Raw genomic sequence first — 17,839 nt, 5'->3', positions numbered from 1 at the left:
GCCGCCGAAGCTTCCGTTGAAGGGTGTCGAGTTCATCCATTCGACGGGAGGTATCGAATGCACATCATGGAGGGCTTCCTGCCTTTCCAGCATGCGCTTGCGTGGACGGTGGCGTCCGCACCATTTCTGGCCTGGGGCCTGGCGTCGGTCAACCGCACGCTGCGCGCCCATCCGGAACAACGCATGCTGCTGGGCGTCAGTGCCGCCTTTGCGTTCCTGCTGTCCGCCCTGAAGTTGCCTTCGGTCACCGGGAGCTGCTCGCATCCGACCGGTGTCGGGCTGGGTGCCCTGCTCTTCGGGCCCGCGGCCATGGTGCCGGTGGGTTTTGTGGTGCTGCTGTTCCAGGCACTCCTGCTGGCCCATGGCGGCCTGACGACGCTGGGCGCCAATGTGTTCTCCATGGCCATCGTCGGGCCGTTTGTGGCGTACGGGGTGTTCCGCCTGGGCTGCGCGCTGGGGCTGAGCCGCAGTGTGGCCGTGTTCTTCGCGGCCTGCCTCGGTGACCTGGCCACCTACGTGACCACGTCCGTGCAACTGGCCCTGGCGTTTCCCGATCCGGTCGGCGGTGTGCTGCTCTCGTTCGAGAAGTTCGCCGGCATCTTCGCGGTCACCCAGCTGCCGCTGGCGGTGACCGAGGGCTTGCTGACCGTGCTGGTGGTCAATGCCATGGCGCAATTCAATGCTACCGAGCTGCGCCTGATGCCGGTGCTGACCTATGCCCGGAGGCCCACACCATGAAGAAGCAGACCTGGCTTCTTCTGGCCGCCGTGGTCCTGCTCACGGCACTGCCCTTGGTGTGGGTGGGGTCGCCGCCCGCTGAGGCCTCCGGCGAGAGTGAGCTGTTCCAGGGCGCCGATGCGCGCGCGCAGCAGGCCATTACCCAGATCGCGCCCGACTACAAACCCTGGTTCAGCCCCGTGCTGGAGCCCTCCAGCAATGAAATTGCCTCCCTGCTGTTTGCCCTTCAGGCGGCCGCGGGTGCGGGCGTGATCGGCTATTGGCTTGGCATGTCGAGGGCACGAGCATCCGCCAAAAGCGGCGCGCCGGTGCCGGCGGCCACCAGCCAGGGCGGGGCCGATGGCAGGGCCATCAGCAGCGGCCGTGGGAGCGACCACGCCAGCCACGGTACCGCGAGCAGCAACGACACCACACAGGTAGTGGCCGGTGAGCATTGAGCGGTTGGCTTATGCCGGCCCATGGCGCGCTGTTGCCCCGTCGGCCAAGGCACTGTTCACCGGCTGCGCCATGGGCGCGGCATGGCTGGCATCGTCGCCATGGGTGGCCCTGGGCCTGGCCGCCCTGATGGCAGCCGTCACGGTGGGGGGCGCGCGCATCCCGTTGCGGGCGTATGTGCGGGTGGCCCGCGCCCCGTTGGGATTTCTGGCGATGTCCTGCCTGTCGATGCTGGTGTCCGTGACACCAGTGGACGGCACCCTGAGCTGGCGCCTGGCACCGGAGATGGCACCGCAGGTGTTCATGGTCGCGGCACGTGCGCTGTCGCTGTGCACGGCCCTGTTGTGGCTGGTACTCACCACCCCGCTGGGCGACCTGTTGGCCCTGATGCGCCAGATGCGCATGCCCGCCGTGCTGCTGGACCTGATGGTGGTGGCCTACCGGATGCAGGCCGTGCTGGCAGAAGCCTTCTCCGACGGCGTCACCGCACAGCGAGCCCGGCTCGGTTATGGCGGGCGGCGGCAGGCGCTGCGCGCCATGGCCCTGCTGATCAGCCAGATGGCCGTGCAGTGCTGGATGCGCGCAACGGCCTTGCAGGCGGCTGCGGACGCGAGGAATTTCGACGGCCAGCTGCGCTTCCTGTCGGCGGACTTTCCGCAATGGCGGCGGCAATGCCTGACGGCAGGCGCCTGCGGGCTGACACTGATGCTGGTGGCGGCATTGGCGAGCCCCGATCACCTGGATGGCCTGGGGCTCATGGCGCCCAGCGGCGGCAACGGCCAGGCCCTTCAGGCAACCACCGCAAATACCTCGATTGCCGCAAATGCCGCAACCGCCGCGACTGTCGTGGCCAACCCGGGAGCGGCCGCATGACCCATCTCATCGAGCTGATCTCCGCCCACTATCAATATCCCGACGGCACCGCCGGGCTGGTCGATTGCAGCTTCCACCTGCGCCCCGGCACCCGCAATGCCTTGTTGGGCGCCAACGGTGCCGGCAAGACCACGCTGATGCAACACCTGAACGGCCTGCTGCGTCCTGCATCGGGCGAGTTGCGCTGGCAGGGCCAGGCGGTGAACCACGACCGCGCAGGCCTGCGCGCATTGCGCCAGCAGGTGGGCCTGGTCTTCCAGAATCCGGACCGCCAGCTGTTCTCCGCGCATGTGGAGGAAGACGTGTCCTTCGGCCCGCTCAACCTGGGCCTGGCGGAAGCAGACGTACGTGCCCGCGTGGCGGATGCCCTGGCGGCGGTCGGTATGGCGGCGCACAGCCGCACCCCGGTGCACCACCTCAGCTTCGGGCAGAAGAAACGCGTCTGCCTGGCGGGGGTGCTGGCGATGCAACCCCGGCTGCTGGTACTCGACGAGCCCATGGCCGGCCTGGACCAGCCGATGCAGGAGGATCTCCAGCAGTTGCTGGATGACCTGGTGGCCCGGGGTGTCACGGTACTGCTCTCCACCCACGACGCCGCCTTTGCCGCCGAATGGGCGGACCAGATCCACATCATGGCGGCCGGGCAGTGCCGCCTGTGCGAACCGACCGAATTCCTGATGGCGCACCCCCAGGCCTGGCGCGACGCCGGTCAATCGCCGCCCGAGGTGATGGCCCTGCATGCCGAACTGGTGCAACGCGGCCTGCTGGCCACCACGCCGGTGCCGCGATCGATGGGCCAACTGCTCGCGGCCCTGCGCACCGCGCCCGTATCCAACCATGAAGAGAGAACCATCCATGCCGCCTGATACCCCAGAAACACCGGGGACGCCGGGCACTGTCTGGTTCGTCGGGGCCGGCCCCGGCGATCCGGAGCTGATCACGATCAAGGGCCAGAAGCTGCTCGCCCAGGCCGGTGCCGTGCTTTTCGCGGGCTCGCTGGTGGACCGTGCCGCGACCGAATACGCGCCCGACGATTGCGAGATCCGCGACTCCAAGGACATGACCCTGGAGGACATGACCGAATGGCTGGTGAGCCGCGCGCGCCAGCACCAGACCGTCGTGCGTCTGCAGACGGGTGACCCGGCCCTGTACGGCGCGTTGATCGAGATGGCACGCCCGCTGGATGCCGCCGGTGTGCCGTGGCGCGTGGTGCCCGGTGTCTCGTCGGCCATGGCGTCGATGGCGGCGGCCGGTGAATCCATGACCCTGCCGGAGGTCACGCAGAGCGTGATTCTCACGCGCGTGGAAGGCCGCACGCCCATGCCGGAGGGTGAAGACCTGGCCGCACTCGCCGCGCACCGCACCACGCTGTGCATCTTCCTGTCCATCACGCTGCTGCACAAGGTCGAAGCGGCCCTGCGCGAAGCCGGCTGGCCGGAGGATGCGCCGATGCTCGTCGTGCACAAGGCCAGTTGGCCTGGCGAGGAACTCATCATTCGCGGCACGCTGGCCGACATCAAGCAGCGCTGCCGCGAGGCCGGCGTGGTCAGCCAGGCCATGATCGTGGCCAGCCCCACGCTGGGCGCCCGTCATTGGGAGACGCTGGCGCGCTCCAAGCTCTACGACCCCACATTCACCCATCGCTTCCGAAAGGCCAATGCATGATCAGCGCCGACGACACCATCCTGATTGTGGGCCACGGCTCCCGCGAAGATTCGGGCAACCAGGAGATCCTGGCCTTTGCCGACCAGTGGCGCGCGCGCCAGCCGGACTGGCGCATCCACGTCTGCTTCATTGAATTCGCCCCACCCGGGCTGAAGGAAGGGCTGCTGGATGCCGCCCGCCAGTCACGGCGTGTGCTGGTGGTGCCGCTGATCCTGAACGCGGCGGGCCACGTGAAGATGGAAGTGCCCGAGGCGATCGAGCAGGCCCGGTTGGCCTACCCCCAGACCGAGATCCTGCTCGCGCCGCACCTGACCGCCTGCGACCCGGTACTCGCGGTGCTGCGCCGCCGGTTGCGCCAGGCCATGAATACCCTGGACATGCCGGACCCCACCACCACCGGCGTGGTCCTGCTGGGCCGCGGTTCTTCGGACCGGGGCGCCAACGGCGACATGGCCAAGATGGCGCGCTGGCTGCTGGAGGTCGGGGACCACGAACTGGTGGACCTGGCCTTCACCGGCATCACCTGGCCACGCCTGGAGCGAGTGGTGCAGCGGCAGGCCTTGCTGGGCATGCGGCAGATCGTGGTGCTGCCGTACTACCTCTACACCGGCACCCTGATGCAGCGCATTCACCGCCAGGTGGAGCACCTGCGCGCCCAATATCCGCAGCTGCGTTTTGTCTGCACGGCGCACTTCGGTTTCGAGCCGGAGATCTTCGACCTGCTCACCCAGCGCATCCTGGACCTGGACCGCCATGTGGCGGACAGCCGCTTGCCCTGTGACGGCTGCACCTACCGTGAGCTGGCGCATGACGCCGGCCATGGCCATTCACATGAGCACACCCATGCGCCGGCCGCCAACGCTGCGCAGCAGGAGCATCCGGTCCACATCCACGCGCATGCACCGGGGCACGATCATGATCACGATCACCCGCACGGTCATGGGCACGACCATGGGCACGATCACGACCATGCCGCGCCACACCGGGAGGGGCAGACCGCATGAGCACCGTCAACGTCGTCACCGAGCAGTTGACCCGCGCCGGCCAGGTCATCGAGCACGACAGCTTCTCCATCATTGATGCCGAGGCTGGCCCCCACGCGTACACCGATCCGCAATGGGCCATCGTCCGCCGCATGATCCACGCCAATGCGGACTTCGATTTCAACGGCCTGACCGACTTCCACCCGGACGCCGTGGATTCCGGCGTGACAGCCATGCTGCGGGGTGGTACGCCCGTGGTGGCCGACGTCGAGATGATCTGCTCGGGCCTTTCCCGCCCGCGCCTGAATCACTTTGGCATGAAGACCTGGCAGTTCATCAGCGACGAGGACGTCATCGCCACCGCCCAGGCGCAGGACACCACCCGCGCGGTGCAGGCCATGCGCAAGGCGCAGCGGCAGGGCCTGCTGGAGGGCGCCATTGTCGGCATCGGCAATGCGCCGACCGCGCTGATCGAACTGGTTCGCCTCATCCGTGAGGAAGGTGTGCGCCCGGCCCTGGTGGTGGGCATGCCGGTGGGTTTTGTCTCGGCCAAGGAATCCAAGGACCTGATGGCCGAGCTGCAGGACGTGCCCTGGATCGTGATCCGCGGCCGCAAGGGCGGATCGACGCTGGTGGTGGCCGCCCTGCACGCGCTGCTGGCGCTGGCCGAAGCGCGCCAGCGTGCCGCCGGCCTGGCCGCGCCGGGAGCCGGTGCATGACAGAGACCGGCCAGGCAGCCGCACGCGGCACACGCACCGGCTTCACCACGGGCGCCTGCGCGGCCGCGGCGGCGCGTGCGGCGGTGCTGGGGCTGGCTGGCGGTGACGTGCCCGAGCGGATCGAAAGCCTGCTGCCCAACGGGGATCGCGTGTGGTTTGAAATTCACGACGGTCAGGCAGGTGCCGCCCAGGCGCATGCCATGGTCGTGAAATTCGCCGGTGACGACCCCGACTGCACCGATGGTGCCCACCTGACGGTCGATCTGCAGCTGCTGCCCGGCCGCGCGGACGAAATCACCTTCCACGCGGGTGATGGCGTGGGCATGGTGACCATGCCGGGGCTGGGCCTTGAGGTGGGGGGGCCCGCCATCAATCCGGTCCCGCGCAAGAACATCGCCGAGAACCTCCGGGAAGCCGCGCCGGACCTGCTGGCCCAACACGGCGTGGCGGTGACCATCAGTGTGCCCGGCGGACAGGAGATGGCCCGCAAGACCACCAACGCCCGGTTGGGCATCCTGGGCGGCATCAGCATCCTGGGCACCACCGGCATCGTGAGGCCCTATTCCACGGCGGCCTGGCGGGCCAGCGTGGTCCAGGGCATCCAGGTGGCCGCCACGGTGGGCCAGGGGCTGGTGGCCCTGACCACCGGCGGACGCACCGAGACCTTCGCCATCGCCACCTTGCGGGCCGAGCGGCCCGAGTTGCCGCAGGCGTGTTTCATCCAGATGGGTGACTTCCTGCGCTATGCCCTCGACGAGGTAGTGGCGCAAGGCATCCCGCTGGTGGTGCTGGGGGTCATGGTGGGCAAGCTCACCAAGATCGCGCAGGGCGAAACCATCACCCATGCCAACCGCAATGTGGTGGATACCGACCTCATTGCCGAGATCGCGAAGCGCATCGGTGCCTCGGACGAAGACTGCCAGGCCATTGCCACCGCCGAGACCGCCCGCTTCGGTGCGGAGCTGATGGTGGAACGCGGTCTGGGCGACGCCTTCCATCAGGCACTGGCGCAGGCCGCCATCGACACGTTGCTGGCCCCGGACCGTTACGACCATGCGTTTGCCCTGCGTGTGCTGGTGTGCGATTTCAGCGGCCAGTGCGTGGCGGATGTCAGCTCCGCCCCGGCACCACCCCGCGAGCGCCCGGCAACGGCAGGCCGCACCGGCATCGACCATCTGCTCGACGCGGACACCGCCGCCGATCTCTGACTTCTGACCTCTGACGACCCTGATGCTCAACAAGGACTTCGCGTGAAAGACCCCAACCCCTGCCACGTCGTGGGCGTGCTGGATGACGGCATGGCCAGCCTGAGTGCCACGGCCGGCGCCCTGATCCGGTCGGCGGACGTCGTCATCGGCGGCAGCCGCACGCTGGAACTGTTCGGCGCCTTCTTCAAGCCCGGCGCCGTCCGGCACGACCTCACCGGTGCACTGACCCAGGTGCCGGACTGGGTGCGCGCGGCGCGCGAGGCCATGAAGCGCTGCGTGGTGCTGGCCACGGGCGACCCGCTGTGCCACGGCATCGCCCCCTACCTGGCGCAGCACCTGTGCATCGACGCACTGGAGATCCATCCCAATCTCTCCACGCTGCAACTGGCCTGCGCACGCATCGGACTGGCCTGGCAGGACGCCCGCATCGTCTCTGCCCACGGCAAGGATGCGGGTGAGTGGGCCCGCGGCAGCCTGCCCTCGCATGGCCTCTATCCGCTGGCCCAGGCCCTGCGCGTGAATGACCGCCTGCTGGTGCTGACCAGCCCGGTCAACAGCCCGGACCGCATCGCACGCCTGCTGCTGGCCGAAGGGCTGGGGGACGACTTCCACATGGCCGTGGCGGAGCGGCTGCTGCAGCCGGAAGAACGTGTGCTACCCCAGTTGTCGCCCACCGAGGCTGCCGGCATGACCTTCGCGGATCTCAACGTTGTCCTGCTGTGGCGCCACCTGCCACCGGCCCGGCCAGTGCGCTTCGGGCTGGCCGACACGGCCTACCACCAGCGTCAGCCGGACAAGGGGTTGATCACCAAGCAGGAGGTCCGTGCGGTCAGCCTGGCACGCCTGCAACTGCGTGCGGACAGCATCGTGTGGGACATCGGCGCGGGCTCCGGGTCGGTGGGGCTGGAGGCCGCCCGCCTCTGCCCCCAGGGCCATGTGTTTGCCATCGAGAAGAACGAGGCCGACGTGGCGATCGCCCGCCGCAACCATGAAGCCTTCGGCGTGAGCAATTACAGCCTGGCCCACGGCAAGGCACCGGAAGGGCTGGAGGACTGGCTGGCACCGGATGCCGTGTTTGTGGGCGGGTCCGGCGGCGAGCTGTCGGTGCTCATCGGCAAGATCCTCGGCCGGCTGCGGCCGCAGGGGCGCCTGGTCATGAACTTCGTGACGCTGGAAAACCTCGCCACCGCCACCGCCGCGCTGCAGGCCCTGGCGGGCGAAGGCGTGGCCTGGGATGTGCTGCAGATCCAGGCGGCCCGCAGCAAGCCGATCCTGCACATGAACCGCATGGTGGCCGAGAACCCGGTATGGATCGTGTGTGCCTGGCGCGGTGAACCCGCAGCAGCCACCAAGGAGGCCACGGATGACTGACGCCCGCCCCACCGCGCCAGGCACCCTGTGGGGCGTCTCCCTGGGCCCGGGTGATCCCGGGCTGATCACCCGCGCGGCCTGGGCGGCCCTGCAGCGCACCGACACGGTGTGGGTCTATCCCGCCCGCAGCGGCAAGACCCCGAGCTTCGCCTTTGACATCGTCCGGCGCGCCGAGTTGCCACCGCCCGCCATCCACACCCAGTTGCTGTTCCCCATGACGCATGACGGCGAGAAGCTCGCCCGTGCGTGGCTCAAGGCCGCCGACACCGTGCTCCCGTGGCTGCAGGCCGGCCAGGACGTGATGTTCCTGGTGGAGGGCGATGCCAGCACCTACGCCACCTTCGGCCACCTGGCGCGCACGGTACGGGCGCTTGATGGGGACATCCCCGTGCAGGTGATTGCTGGCGTCAACGCCTTCACCGCCGCCTGCGCCAGCGTGGACATTCCCTTCGCCGAGCAGGACGACACCGTGGCCATCGTGCCGGCGGCCTATGGCGTGAGCGCCGTGGACCGCCTGCTGCCCGACTTTGACACACTGGTGCTCATGAAGATCAAGCCGCTGATCGGTGACCTGATCGACTGGCTGGAGCGCCGCGAACTGCTGCCCGGGGCCCACTTCATCGAGCGCGTGGGCGCGCCGGATGAGCGGCGTGTCTCCGGCACCGACCTGCTGGCGCTGCGTGGCGAGAAGGTCAGCTACCTCTCGCTGCTGGTGGTCAAGAACCCCCACCGCATCCGCGGTGAACGCATCAAGGGCTGCCTGAAGAAGAGCAGCCCGCTTCCTGATCCTGTGGAAACCCCATGACCGCTATTGAATCCCCCTCGTCCGCCCCCTCGCCCTCGGCCACGCCCGCGGCTGCCGAGCCCCGCATCTGCCTGGTGGCCATCACCAAGCATGGGGCCGCCCAGGCCGCCAGGCTGGCGGCGTCGCTGCCCCAGGCGGCGGTCTGCACATCGGCCAAGTTTGCCGAGGCCTTTGCTGGCCTGCCCAACAGCGTGCATGCCTACGAGGGCGCGCTGCGGGACCAGATCGGGCCGCTGTTCAGCCATCAGGACCAGCTGGTGTTCTTCGTCTCGCTGGGGGCGGTGGTCCGCCTGATTGCGCCGCACCTGAAGGACAAGGATGTGGACCCCGGCGTCATCGTGGTGGACGATGCAGGCCAATACGTCATTCCCGTGCTCTCCGGCCACGTGGGCGGCGCCAACGAGTGGAGCGAACGGGTCGCCGCCCTGATGGGCGCGGTGCCGGTGCTGACCACCGCCTCCGACGTGGGCAAGACCATCCCCGTGGACATCCTGGGGCGCCACCTGGGCTGGCGTGTGGAAGCGCCCAAGATCAACATCACCCGCGTCTCCGCGCATGTGGTCAATGGCGAGCCCATCGCGTTTGTGCAGGAGGCCGGAAGCCCGCAATGGTGGACACGGCCCACGCCCCTGCCGGCCAACATCCATCGCTTCGACCGTTTCGATGCCGTCGACCTGGCGCGCTTTGCGGCCGTGCTGTGGGTCACCCACACGCCGGTTCCGCCGTCGCAGTGGGAGGCGCTGCATGAGCGCCTGGTGGTCTATCGCCCGCCGCAGGACAGCGTGGCGGATGCGCCTGGAACCCACGCATGAGGAACTCGGCGGCCTCGGCGGCCATCACCCTGGGCCTGGGCTGCGACCGGGGCACCTCGCTGGCCACACTTCGAGAGGCCGTGACCGCGGCCTTGCAGCAGGCCGGGCTGCGGATGGATCAGGTCGTGGCGGCAGGCAGCATCACGATCAAGTCGGACGAGGCCGGCCTCCTGGCGCTGGCGGCCGAACAGGGATGGACGCTGCAGTTCTTCGCCCCCGAGGTTTTGGCCGCCGTGCCCGTGCCCAACCCGTCCGAGACGGTACGTCACTACACCGGCACGCCTTCCGTGAGTGAAGCGGCCTGCCTGCTGGCGGCCGGCCCGAACACCCCCATGACGGCATTGATCGTCGAGAAATTCCGGCACCGTGGCCTTGATGGCCGCCATGCCACCGTATCGATTGCAAGGAAGACACCATGACCCCCACTCCCCACGGAAAAATCATGCTGGTCGGCATCGGCCCCGGCAACGTGGAGCACATGACGCAACGCGCCCGCTCGGCCATCGAAGAGGCCGATGTGGTGATCGGCTATGTCACCTACATCAAGCTGGTGGCCGACCTGGTGGAAGGCAAGGAAGTCATCCGCAAGTCGATGACGGAAGAGCTGGACCGCGCGGTCAGCGCGCTGGAGGCCGCCCGGCAGGGCAAGAAGGTGGCCCTCATCTCCTCCGGCGATGCCGGCGTTTACGGCATGGCCGGGCCCACCTATGAGGTGCTGTTCCAGGCCGGCTGGACGCCGGAAGACCCGGTGCAGGTGGAGATCATTCCCGGCGCGTCCGCCCTGAACAGCTGCGCCGCGCTGGTGGGTGCGCCCCTCACGCACGACTTCTGCGCCATCTCGCTGTCGGACCTGCTGACGCCCTGGCCCACCATTGCACGCCGGCTGGACGCAGTGGCCATGGCGGACTTCGTGGTGGCGCTCTACAACCCCAAGAGCGGCCGGCGCACACGGCAGATCGTCGAAGCGCAGCGCCTTTTCCTGCGCCACCGACGCGCGGACACGCCGGTGGCCATCGTCAAGAGCGGCTATCGCCGCCGCCAGAAGATCGTCTTCACCACGCTGGACAGCATGGCGGATGCGGACATCGGGATGCTCAGCACCGTGCTGATCGGCAACAGCAACACCTTCGTGCGGCACGGCCTGATGGTCACGCCGCGCGGCTACGCCAACAAGTACGACATGGCCGATGGTGGCAGCACCCGCGAAGGCGAGCGTCCCGGCCGTTCCTTGTCCACCGGCCTGCTCGGCTGGCTGGAGCTGGTGAAGCTGGAGCATGCCGAAGGTGCGGATGTGGCCACCCTGGCCCTTCGCCATCGCCTGCCGCAGGACTACATCGCGTCGGTGCTGGCCGCGCCGGATGAAGCGGTAGAGGCCGAAACCTCGCCCGAGGAGGACGTGGCATGAGTGACCAGGACGTCGTCAAACCCAAGATCGGTGAATACCGCCGCCACATCCTCGTGTGCACAGGCGAGCGTTGCACCAGTGATGGCGCCTCTCAGGCGCTGTTCGACAGCCTGGGCGACAAGTTCAAGGCAGCCGGCCTCAATGCCGGCCCGCTGCGTGTGAAGCGCACGCGGGCCAGCTGCTTTGCGGCCTGCAAAGGCGGCCCCATCGTCTGCGTGCAGCCGGACGGCACCTGGTACTACAACGTCACGCCCGAGAACATGGACCGTATCATCCAGGAGCACCTCTGCGAGGGTCGCCGGGTGGAGGAGCTGGTGTTCCATCAGGCAGGGGACACCGATTGACGGCCGGATTCACCTCCACGGTTTCGTTGACGCCCGGTAGCGTGGCGCTGGTGGGTGCCGGCCCGGGTGCGGCCGACTTGCTGACGCTGCGCGCCTGGCACTGCCTGCAGCAGGCCGATGTGGTGCTGCACGACCTGCTGGTGAGCCCCGAGGTGCTGGCTCACGTGCCTGAGGGCGTGGCCTGCCTCAGCGTGGGCAAGGCCGGCGGCCGGCACAGCTGGGCGCAGGCGGACATCTGCGCGCTGATGGCGGAGAAGGCCCGCGCCGGGCTGCGCGTGGTGCGGCTGAAGGGCGGGGATCCCTTCATCTTCGGGCGCGGCGGGGAAGAGATGGAAGCGCTGCTCAGTGCCGGCATTCCTGTGCAGGTCGTTCCCGGCATCACGGCTGCGGTGGGTGCGGCGGCCTGGCTCGGCTTTCCCCTCACGCATCGGGACCATGCCCACAGCTGCGTCTTTGTCACGGGGCATCTTCAGCACGACCAGTTGGCCTTGAACTGGACGGCCCTGGCGCAACCGCGCCAGACCGTGGTGATCTACATGGGCGTGACCGGGGTGGAGACGATTTCGACCCAGCTGCAGGCGGCGGGCCTCTCCGGCGACACCCCGGTGGCGATCGTCCGTTATGCCACCTGTCCAGCCCAGGAGGTCTTTGTGACGTCGCTGTCGGGGCTGCCCGGCGTCGTACGGGGCGATAGCCGCGGGGAAGGCCGCGGGCGCGAAGTGCGGGCGCCCGCGTTGCTGATCATCGGAACGGTGGTGAGTCTGCTGCAAGCCACTCCGTCCTAAACCGGGGACGGAGGCGGGGACAGGGACGGCAGCGGCGGCGACGCCATCAACATGTCGCCAAGTGGCCGGCCCTGCCGCCAGCCGGTGGTTTCCAGCATGGGCCGGTCATAAAACGCCGGCACCGGCCCGAGGCACAACAAGCCCAAGGGCTCCGCGCCCGCCGGCAATGACAGGGCTGATGCCAGCGCCGCAGGGTCGAACATCGATACCCAGCCCATGCCGAGGTTCTCGGCTCGCGCCGCCAGCCAGAGGTTCTGGACGGCACAGGCGGCGGAGCACCACGCCATCTGGCGCGGCTGGCTCAAGCGGCCAAAGACCGTTCCGTCATCCGGCGCCAGCACCACGGCCAGCAGCTCGGCGCAATCCCGGATGCCGTCCACCTTGAGCTGGAGGAATTCCGTGTCCCGCTCGCCCAGGGCCACGGCGGTGCGCTGCCGCTCTGCCTCTACCAAGGGCTGAAGCCGTGCACGCCATTCGGGCGAACTCAGGCGCATGAAACGCCACGGCTGCATCAAGCCGACGGATGGCGCCGCATGGGCGGCCTGCAGGAGCCGTTGCAACTGATCGTCCGGCAACGGTGGCGAGGGCGCGAAGTGACGCATGTCCCTTCGAAGTGCAATCGCCCGGTAAACGGCGGCGCGCTCTGCGGCGTTGAAGCTCGGCCCATCCTCGGCCAGCCCATCGCCAACGGGGAGGGCCTGCGCCTGCGTGTGACACGGCACTGGCATGGCGTGGTGAAGGGATTTCTGATTCATGGGAGGGTTGGATTCTCGCGCGCGCCGGTAGATCGACCGGACGTGATGCATGGAATTCATCCGGACCGGATTCACAGGACACTCCGTGCAGGCACCATCCGTGGCGGTTCCGTCCAACGTACGGCCATGTGGGTGGCGACACAACGCCTTCTGGCGCCTCGCGCCTTTGAACATGGCCACTCTTCATCTGCAGTCCGTCCGGTTCATGCTGACACGCTGGTGGCGTCAGGCACTTCAGGCGCTTCTCGCCTGCTCCGCCGTGGGGCTGGCCGCGCCCGCCCTGGCCCTGTCTCCAACCCCACCACCGCGCCCGCCCGTTGAGCGTCTTGTGCCACCCATCCGCATCGTGGCGGAGCAGGCTCGCGAGCCGGTGCGCATCCAGGCTGCGGTCGTGCAGGCGGAGATCGTGGGCCTGTCCGTGGCCACGCGGGTGGAGCTGACGCTGTTCAATCCCAACAATGCGGTGCTGTCGGGCGAGTTGCAGTTCCCGCTGTCCGCCACCCAGGTCGTGACCGGCTTTGCGCTGGAGATCAATGGCGAACTGCGCGACGCGGTGCCCGTCGAAAAAGCCAAGGGGCGGCAAGTCTTTGAAGACGTTACGCGCCAGCGCGTGGACCCTGCCCTGCTGGAGGCCACGCAAGGCAACTTCCACAAGCTGCAGGTTTATCCGCTGCCGGCGGCAGGTACGCGACGCGTGGTGCTGGAGATCCGCGAGTCCATCGCACCGGGGCGCCCCCCGGTGTGGCGGCTGCCGCTGCGGTTCGGCCGGCCGGTGGCGAGGCTGGATGTTTCCGTCCGGGCCGCCCAGTTGCCCCCCAACGCCCTCGACGCCAGCCTGGGTGCAGATCGCCTGGAGGCCCGCCCCATGGACGGCGGCAGCCGGTTGGATCTGGGCCGCAGCGATTACAGCGGCGCGAATGAACTGCGTGTGACGCTTCCCGCGGCCTCGAACAAGGCGCTGACCAGCACGGAGCACTTCCGGGACCGTCGTTATTTTGTCGCGGAGCTTCCCATCCAGGAAGCCGCCTGGCCGCGCCAGGCGCCACGCAAGCTGGGCCTGCTGTGGGATGCGTCGGGGTCCGGTGCAGCACGCGACCACGGCCGCGAACTGGCGTTGCTGGAAGCCTATTTCCGGCACCTGCGCGATGTGGAGGTGCAGTTGGTGCTGGTCCGCCATGTGGCCGAACCTGTGCAGCGCTTCCGCGTGCGAGGGGGCGACTGGACCGCCTTGCGCCAGGCGCTGGAAGGGGTGGCCTATGACGGAGCCACTCGAATGGAAGCGTTGGTCCCACCCTCCGGCAGCGATCTGACCCTGCTGTTCACTGACGGTATCGGCAACTGGGGCACGGGTGCGCTGGCGTTCGGGAAGACGCCCACCTTCGCCTTCACGGCATCGGCTGGTGCGGCGGTTCGCACGCTGCGATCACCGGCGGAAGTCTCGGGCGGCGGCGTGGCCGACCTGCTGTCTGTTCCCACGGCGCAGGCCCTGGGCTTGCTCACCCATGAGCGCCCGCGTCTGATGGCGGTCCGGTCCAACGAAGCCACGGATCTGGAAACGGCGTCACTCTATCCGGAGGCCGGCCGCCTGGCCGTTGCGGGGGTGCTGAATGCGCCCAAGGCCACCGTGCGTCTGACGCTGAGCGGGCCCAACGGGCGCACCACCACCCGTGAATTTGATGTGGACACGCCCCGGGTGGAAGGGGGCAACAAGATGCCGCCCGTCGGGGTGGCGGCCCACCGATGGGCTGAGATGCGCCTGGCACGCCTGGAAGCCAACGAGGCGCTGCACCGCCGCGAGATCCACGATCTGGGCATCCATTTCCGCATGGCCACGCGTGAGACCTCGCTGATCGTGCTGGACACTCTGGCTGACTATGTGCGCCACGACATTGAGCCCCCAGCGGACCTGATGCCGGCCTGGCAGCGCAGCCGCCAGCAGAAGAGCACCAACGATGCCGCCGAGCGTGAGCGTTCCCTCAACAGCGTGGTGAGCCGGTTCAGCAAGCTGGTGACATGGTGGGAGACGACCTATCCCAAGGATTCGCCGCAGCCGGAGGAAGGCCAGGCGTCGGTGCAGGGAAGTGGGGTGGCTCGCCCGGACGCCGCGATGGACCGCCGACGCACGGAAGAAGAACAGCGCCTGTCGCCACCTTCACGCAGCCGGGAGGTGCAACCGCCCGTCGCCATGGCCGCTCCGGCGCCTGCCCCGGTCATGCCTGCGCCGGCGGAGGCCCGTATGGCAGCAGCCCCCGCTGCGCCAGCCGCCCCAACCCCGGGATCCGCACAGGCAGCGCCCAATGCCACCATTTCCTTGCGAGCCTGGCAGCCCAACGAGCCGTACGTGCGGCGCCTGCGCGAGGCAAAACCGGAGCAGCTCTACGCCATCTACCTGGATGAGAAGCGGGGCTACCTCAACAGTTCCGCTTTCTTCCTGGACGTGGCGGACCTGCTCAGCGAGCGTGGGGAGAAGGACCTGGCGGTGCGGGTGCTGTCCAACCTGGCGGAAATGGATCTGGAGAACCGCCACCTGCTGCGCATCCTGGCCTACCGCCTGCTGCTGATCGGCCAGGTGCAGGATGCATTGCCGCTGCTGGGGCAGGTGCGGCGACTGGCGCCGGACGAGCCACAGTCTCTGCGGGACCTGGCTTTGGCTCATGCGCAGGCAGGTGATCCGCAAGCGGCGGTGGACCTGCTGTGGGAGGTGGTCAACCGGCGCTGGGACCCGCGGTTTCCGGATGTGGAGTTGATCGCGCTGACCGAGCTGAACGCCATCGCCGCAAGGTCTGCAGCGGCGGGCAAGCCGCTGGACCTCACGCGCGTGGACCCCCGACTGCGCCGGGCCTTGCCGCTGGATCTGCGGGTGGCCCTGACCTGGGATGCGGACAACACCGACATCGATCTGTGGGTGACCGACCCCAACGGAGAGCCGTGTTACTTCGGCCGGCCGCTGACCCGGCAAGGCGGCCACATGTCTCGCGACTTCACCGCCGGTTTTGGTCCAGAGGTCTTCTCACTGCGCGACGCCAAGCCAGGAACCTACACCGTGCAGGCCCGGTTCTACGGGCATCGCCAACAGGTGGTGGCGCCTGCCACCACGCTGATGGTGAAGCTCTCCACCGGGTACGGTAGCGCCGGACAGCAGGACCGGGATCTGGTGGTCCGGCTCAGCGGGCAGGGGGATAGGGTGACGATCGGGACGTTTGTGGTGGAGGGGAAGGCGTCTCTTCAATCGCTTGATCCCAGAAGTTCGAACCCGGAGACCGCCACCAATTGACGCGGTTGTCTTCCGGACAGAAGCTGTCCTGTCACCTGAACGTAGGCGCCGCTTCGCATGTGGGCGCGGTGCGCCTTTTCATAGCTGTCAGCATTCAACATTGCACGAACCCTCACGGTTTCACCCTCTTCAGGAAGAAGAATCGCGAGCAGCACGTCCCCGGACCGTCGGCCGTCTTGACCCATTTCACCGTCAAGTCGTTCAACGCTGCCGATGAACGCAGCCTCTCGATGCGGGTCCGACGCGCGCAGCGCTCTGCAGACCTCTTCGATCCGGGAAAAATGCGATCTCTGGATGCGAAGCGGTCGCGATGCGTGCGCAGGCGCCGGGCGTAAGGCTGACCAGTCGAAACCGACATCCAGCGAGTTGCCCATCCGCTCGTCATGCATGCCGAAAAGGGCTTCACACAGATTGGCGGACAGCACCGGTTGATCTGAGGACTTGAGCTGGTCCATCAGTGGGTCCAGCGCTTCTGACTCGATGGCGTTGATGAGGGTCTCAATCGCTACATGCACAGATAGCATCACTTGGCGCGCGAAGGGTGCCTGGTCGCCTCCCGCCTCCGTCAGCCGTTGCCGCTCCATTCCATGAATGGGACAGGCGACGCGAAGGATGAAGCTGCCTTGTTCGGTCTGCGCGAACCTGGCCTTTTCAATGAATTGTGCCGCCTCGGCAAGGAACAAACGCGGATGGTGGGTTCGGGGCTTCAGAACGGTACAGGCTGATGCACGCAGAAGCTTCTCTGTGTTCTGCACCAGTGCTGCGGCGAATCCCAGCGGCAGCGAGCTGTCATCACTGGTGGAAAATATTCTCAGGCGGAGGACATCGTCGCCGAGGGATCGAATCCTTGAAATCACACCTTCCACCGATTCACCGCCAAGCTCGGCCAGCTTTTCAATGACCGTTCTGATGGATTCCTCGAAATCCGGAGCCTCTTGATCCATGGGAAACGTGAGCTGCCGGCGGGGAAACTGCAGGTGCTCGAAGATGTAGAGCCGGTCCTTCATCGGCTCTTGAAGCAGCATCCACCCATGCGCCTTCAGCAACGCCTTGAGGTCAGCCGGCGAGATGTTCCAACTCGGTTTCACGCGTCAAGCTCCCTGTATCTCGGGATGTCATTCCTGGAGATTGCACAGAAAAGCGAGGACAAACCGTCAGCATCAAAGCGCTGGCCCCTGGGGATATAGACCGTCCTGGCTGTCTTGTTGTCCGACGCCTTCGCTCCCCTCAGGCTCACCCAATAGGCGCGCTTGTGGAGGGAGAGTGCTTCGTCGGTGTGGGAGACCCACTCCTGCGCGCATTCCGGCAGGTAGAGAACCACGAGGATCCTGGGCGTTGAAACCGCCTCACATCGAAGATCGTCGTAGCGACCGATGCCCCGCAGGCTGTAGGCCAGGCAGCCGCTGATCTCGAGGGGGGGCCGCGTGGTCGCCTTGAGTTGGACGTTGAGATCGACTTCAACCCGGTATCCACCGCCTTGGAATGGTCCCCACGCAGTGACTTTCGCATCAATGCCAGCACAGTCATCGTGGCGTCCACCCACCACGCAACTGGCTCCCGTCTGAGATGCCACGACATGAAGGTAGGCGTAACTCAGTTCGGATTCGATGTTCTCAGGCGTCAGCGGTTTCATCTCTTGGGCTGCCATCTCGTGTTCGAGCAAATGG

19 protein-coding genes are annotated in these 17,839 nt (G+C 67.5%); 16 read left to right on the top strand and 3 right to left on the bottom strand.

Annotation, left to right across the window (positions count from 1 at the left end; translation table 11 throughout):
- The first annotated feature begins 57 nt into the window (after positions 1 to 57).
- From BMY53_RS23170 to cobA, 15 genes are read left to right on the top strand one after another with little or no spacing between them, the layout of a single operon-like run.
- On the top strand, positions 58 to 738 hold the full coding sequence (locus BMY53_RS23170; RefSeq protein WP_092949165.1) for an energy-coupling factor ABC transporter permease: 681 nt from the start codon (positions 58 to 60) through the stop codon (positions 736 to 738).
- Entirely contained in the window at positions 735 to 1,175 is a 441-nt protein-coding gene (locus tag BMY53_RS26755) for an energy-coupling factor ABC transporter substrate-binding protein (RefSeq protein WP_092949163.1), read from the top strand. The genes BMY53_RS23170 and BMY53_RS26755 overlap by 4 nt, the downstream gene beginning before the upstream one ends.
- Positions 1,165 to 2,046: an energy-coupling factor transporter transmembrane component T family protein gene (locus BMY53_RS23160; protein WP_143074203.1), complete on the top strand. Its 882-nt coding sequence runs from the start codon at positions 1,165 to 1,167 to the stop codon at positions 2,044 to 2,046. The genes BMY53_RS26755 and BMY53_RS23160 overlap by 11 nt, the downstream gene beginning before the upstream one ends.
- Positions 2,043 to 2,912 carry an energy-coupling factor ABC transporter ATP-binding protein gene (locus BMY53_RS23155; RefSeq protein WP_092949159.1) on the top strand — a complete coding sequence of 290 codons (870 nt, stop codon included), beginning with the start codon at positions 2,043 to 2,045 and terminating at the stop codon, positions 2,910 to 2,912. Before BMY53_RS23160 ends, BMY53_RS23155 begins: the two co-directional genes overlap by 4 nt.
- The gene (gene cobM / locus BMY53_RS23150; RefSeq protein WP_177201013.1) at positions 2,902 to 3,711 is read left to right on the top strand and encodes a precorrin-4 C(11)-methyltransferase; all 810 of its coding nucleotides are present in this window, start codon (positions 2,902 to 2,904) and stop codon (positions 3,709 to 3,711) included. The genes BMY53_RS23155 and cobM overlap by 11 nt, the downstream gene beginning before the upstream one ends.
- Positions 3,708 to 4,715, top strand: a complete 1,008-nt coding sequence (locus tag BMY53_RS23145; protein WP_092949155.1) for a sirohydrochlorin chelatase — start codon at positions 3,708 to 3,710, stop codon at positions 4,713 to 4,715. Before cobM ends, BMY53_RS23145 begins: the two co-directional genes overlap by 4 nt.
- The gene (locus tag BMY53_RS23140; protein WP_092949153.1) at positions 4,712 to 5,413 is read left to right on the top strand and encodes a precorrin-8X methylmutase; all 702 of its coding nucleotides are present in this window, start codon (positions 4,712 to 4,714) and stop codon (positions 5,411 to 5,413) included. Before BMY53_RS23145 ends, BMY53_RS23140 begins: the two co-directional genes overlap by 4 nt.
- Positions 5,410 to 6,621 (top strand): cobalt-precorrin-5B (C(1))-methyltransferase, encoded by a 1,212-nt coding sequence (locus BMY53_RS23135; RefSeq protein ID WP_092949151.1) that lies wholly within the window; start codon positions 5,410 to 5,412, stop codon positions 6,619 to 6,621. The genes BMY53_RS23140 and BMY53_RS23135 overlap by 4 nt, the downstream gene beginning before the upstream one ends.
- A 42-nt stretch (positions 6,622 to 6,663) precedes the next feature.
- Positions 6,664 to 7,992, top strand: coding sequence for a precorrin-6y C5,15-methyltransferase (decarboxylating) subunit CbiE (cbiE, locus tag BMY53_RS23130; RefSeq protein ID WP_255370347.1), 1,329 nt, complete (start codon positions 6,664 to 6,666; stop codon positions 7,990 to 7,992).
- Complete coding sequence (gene cobI, locus BMY53_RS23125; RefSeq protein ID WP_092949149.1) at positions 7,985 to 8,797, top strand: precorrin-2 C(20)-methyltransferase; 813 nt, start codon at positions 7,985 to 7,987, stop codon at positions 8,795 to 8,797. The genes cbiE and cobI overlap by 8 nt, the downstream gene beginning before the upstream one ends.
- Entirely contained in the window at positions 8,794 to 9,609 is an 816-nt protein-coding gene (locus BMY53_RS23120) for a cobalamin biosynthesis central domain-containing protein (RefSeq protein WP_092949147.1), read from the top strand. The genes cobI and BMY53_RS23120 overlap by 4 nt, the downstream gene beginning before the upstream one ends.
- Positions 9,606 to 10,028 (top strand): cobalamin biosynthesis protein, encoded by a 423-nt coding sequence (locus BMY53_RS23115; RefSeq protein WP_092949145.1) that lies wholly within the window; start codon positions 9,606 to 9,608, stop codon positions 10,026 to 10,028. The genes BMY53_RS23120 and BMY53_RS23115 overlap by 4 nt, the downstream gene beginning before the upstream one ends.
- Complete coding sequence (gene cobJ / locus BMY53_RS23110) at positions 10,025 to 11,014, top strand: precorrin-3B C(17)-methyltransferase (RefSeq protein ID WP_092949143.1); 990 nt, start codon at positions 10,025 to 10,027, stop codon at positions 11,012 to 11,014. The genes BMY53_RS23115 and cobJ overlap by 4 nt, the downstream gene beginning before the upstream one ends.
- Positions 11,011 to 11,358 (top strand): (2Fe-2S) ferredoxin domain-containing protein, encoded by a 348-nt coding sequence (locus tag BMY53_RS23105; RefSeq protein WP_092949141.1) that lies wholly within the window; start codon positions 11,011 to 11,013, stop codon positions 11,356 to 11,358. The genes cobJ and BMY53_RS23105 overlap by 4 nt, the downstream gene beginning before the upstream one ends.
- Positions 11,355 to 12,143 (top strand): uroporphyrinogen-III C-methyltransferase, encoded by a 789-nt coding sequence (cobA, locus tag BMY53_RS23100; RefSeq protein ID WP_177201012.1) that lies wholly within the window; start codon positions 11,355 to 11,357, stop codon positions 12,141 to 12,143. Before BMY53_RS23105 ends, cobA begins: the two co-directional genes overlap by 4 nt.
- Here cobA and bluB read toward each other — a convergent pair.
- Positions 12,140 to 12,898, bottom strand: coding sequence for a 5,6-dimethylbenzimidazole synthase (gene bluB, locus BMY53_RS23095; protein WP_255370346.1), 759 nt, complete (start codon positions 12,896 to 12,898; stop codon positions 12,140 to 12,142). The two genes, cobA and bluB, sit on opposite strands and share 4 nt — an antisense overlap.
- A 172-nt stretch (positions 12,899 to 13,070) precedes the next feature.
- Between bluB and BMY53_RS23090 the strand changes: the two genes are divergently transcribed.
- Complete coding sequence (locus BMY53_RS23090; protein ID WP_177201011.1) at positions 13,071 to 16,172, top strand: VIT domain-containing protein; 3,102 nt, start codon at positions 13,071 to 13,073, stop codon at positions 16,170 to 16,172.
- Here the strand turns inward: BMY53_RS23090 and BMY53_RS23085 are convergent.
- A complete protein-coding gene (locus BMY53_RS23085; protein ID WP_092949135.1) occupies positions 16,124 to 17,260 on the bottom strand; it encodes a hypothetical protein in 1,137 nt (378 codons plus the stop codon). The two genes, BMY53_RS23090 and BMY53_RS23085, sit on opposite strands and share 49 nt — an antisense overlap.
- Positions 17,257 to 17,820 (bottom strand): DUF4365 domain-containing protein, encoded by a 564-nt coding sequence (locus BMY53_RS23080; RefSeq protein ID WP_143074202.1) that lies wholly within the window; start codon positions 17,818 to 17,820, stop codon positions 17,257 to 17,259. Before BMY53_RS23080 ends, BMY53_RS23085 begins: the two co-directional genes overlap by 4 nt.
- Positions 17,821 to 17,839: the final 19 nt, after the last annotated feature.

The sequence above is a fragment of the Roseateles sp. YR242 genome (genome assembly GCF_900109745.1).
In the GTDB taxonomy this organism is placed as follows: Bacteria; Pseudomonadota; Gammaproteobacteria; order Burkholderiales; family Burkholderiaceae_C; genus Roseateles.
The sequence above is the reverse complement of the archived record's forward strand: the minus strand, read 5'-3'. Positions and strand labels throughout refer to the sequence as shown.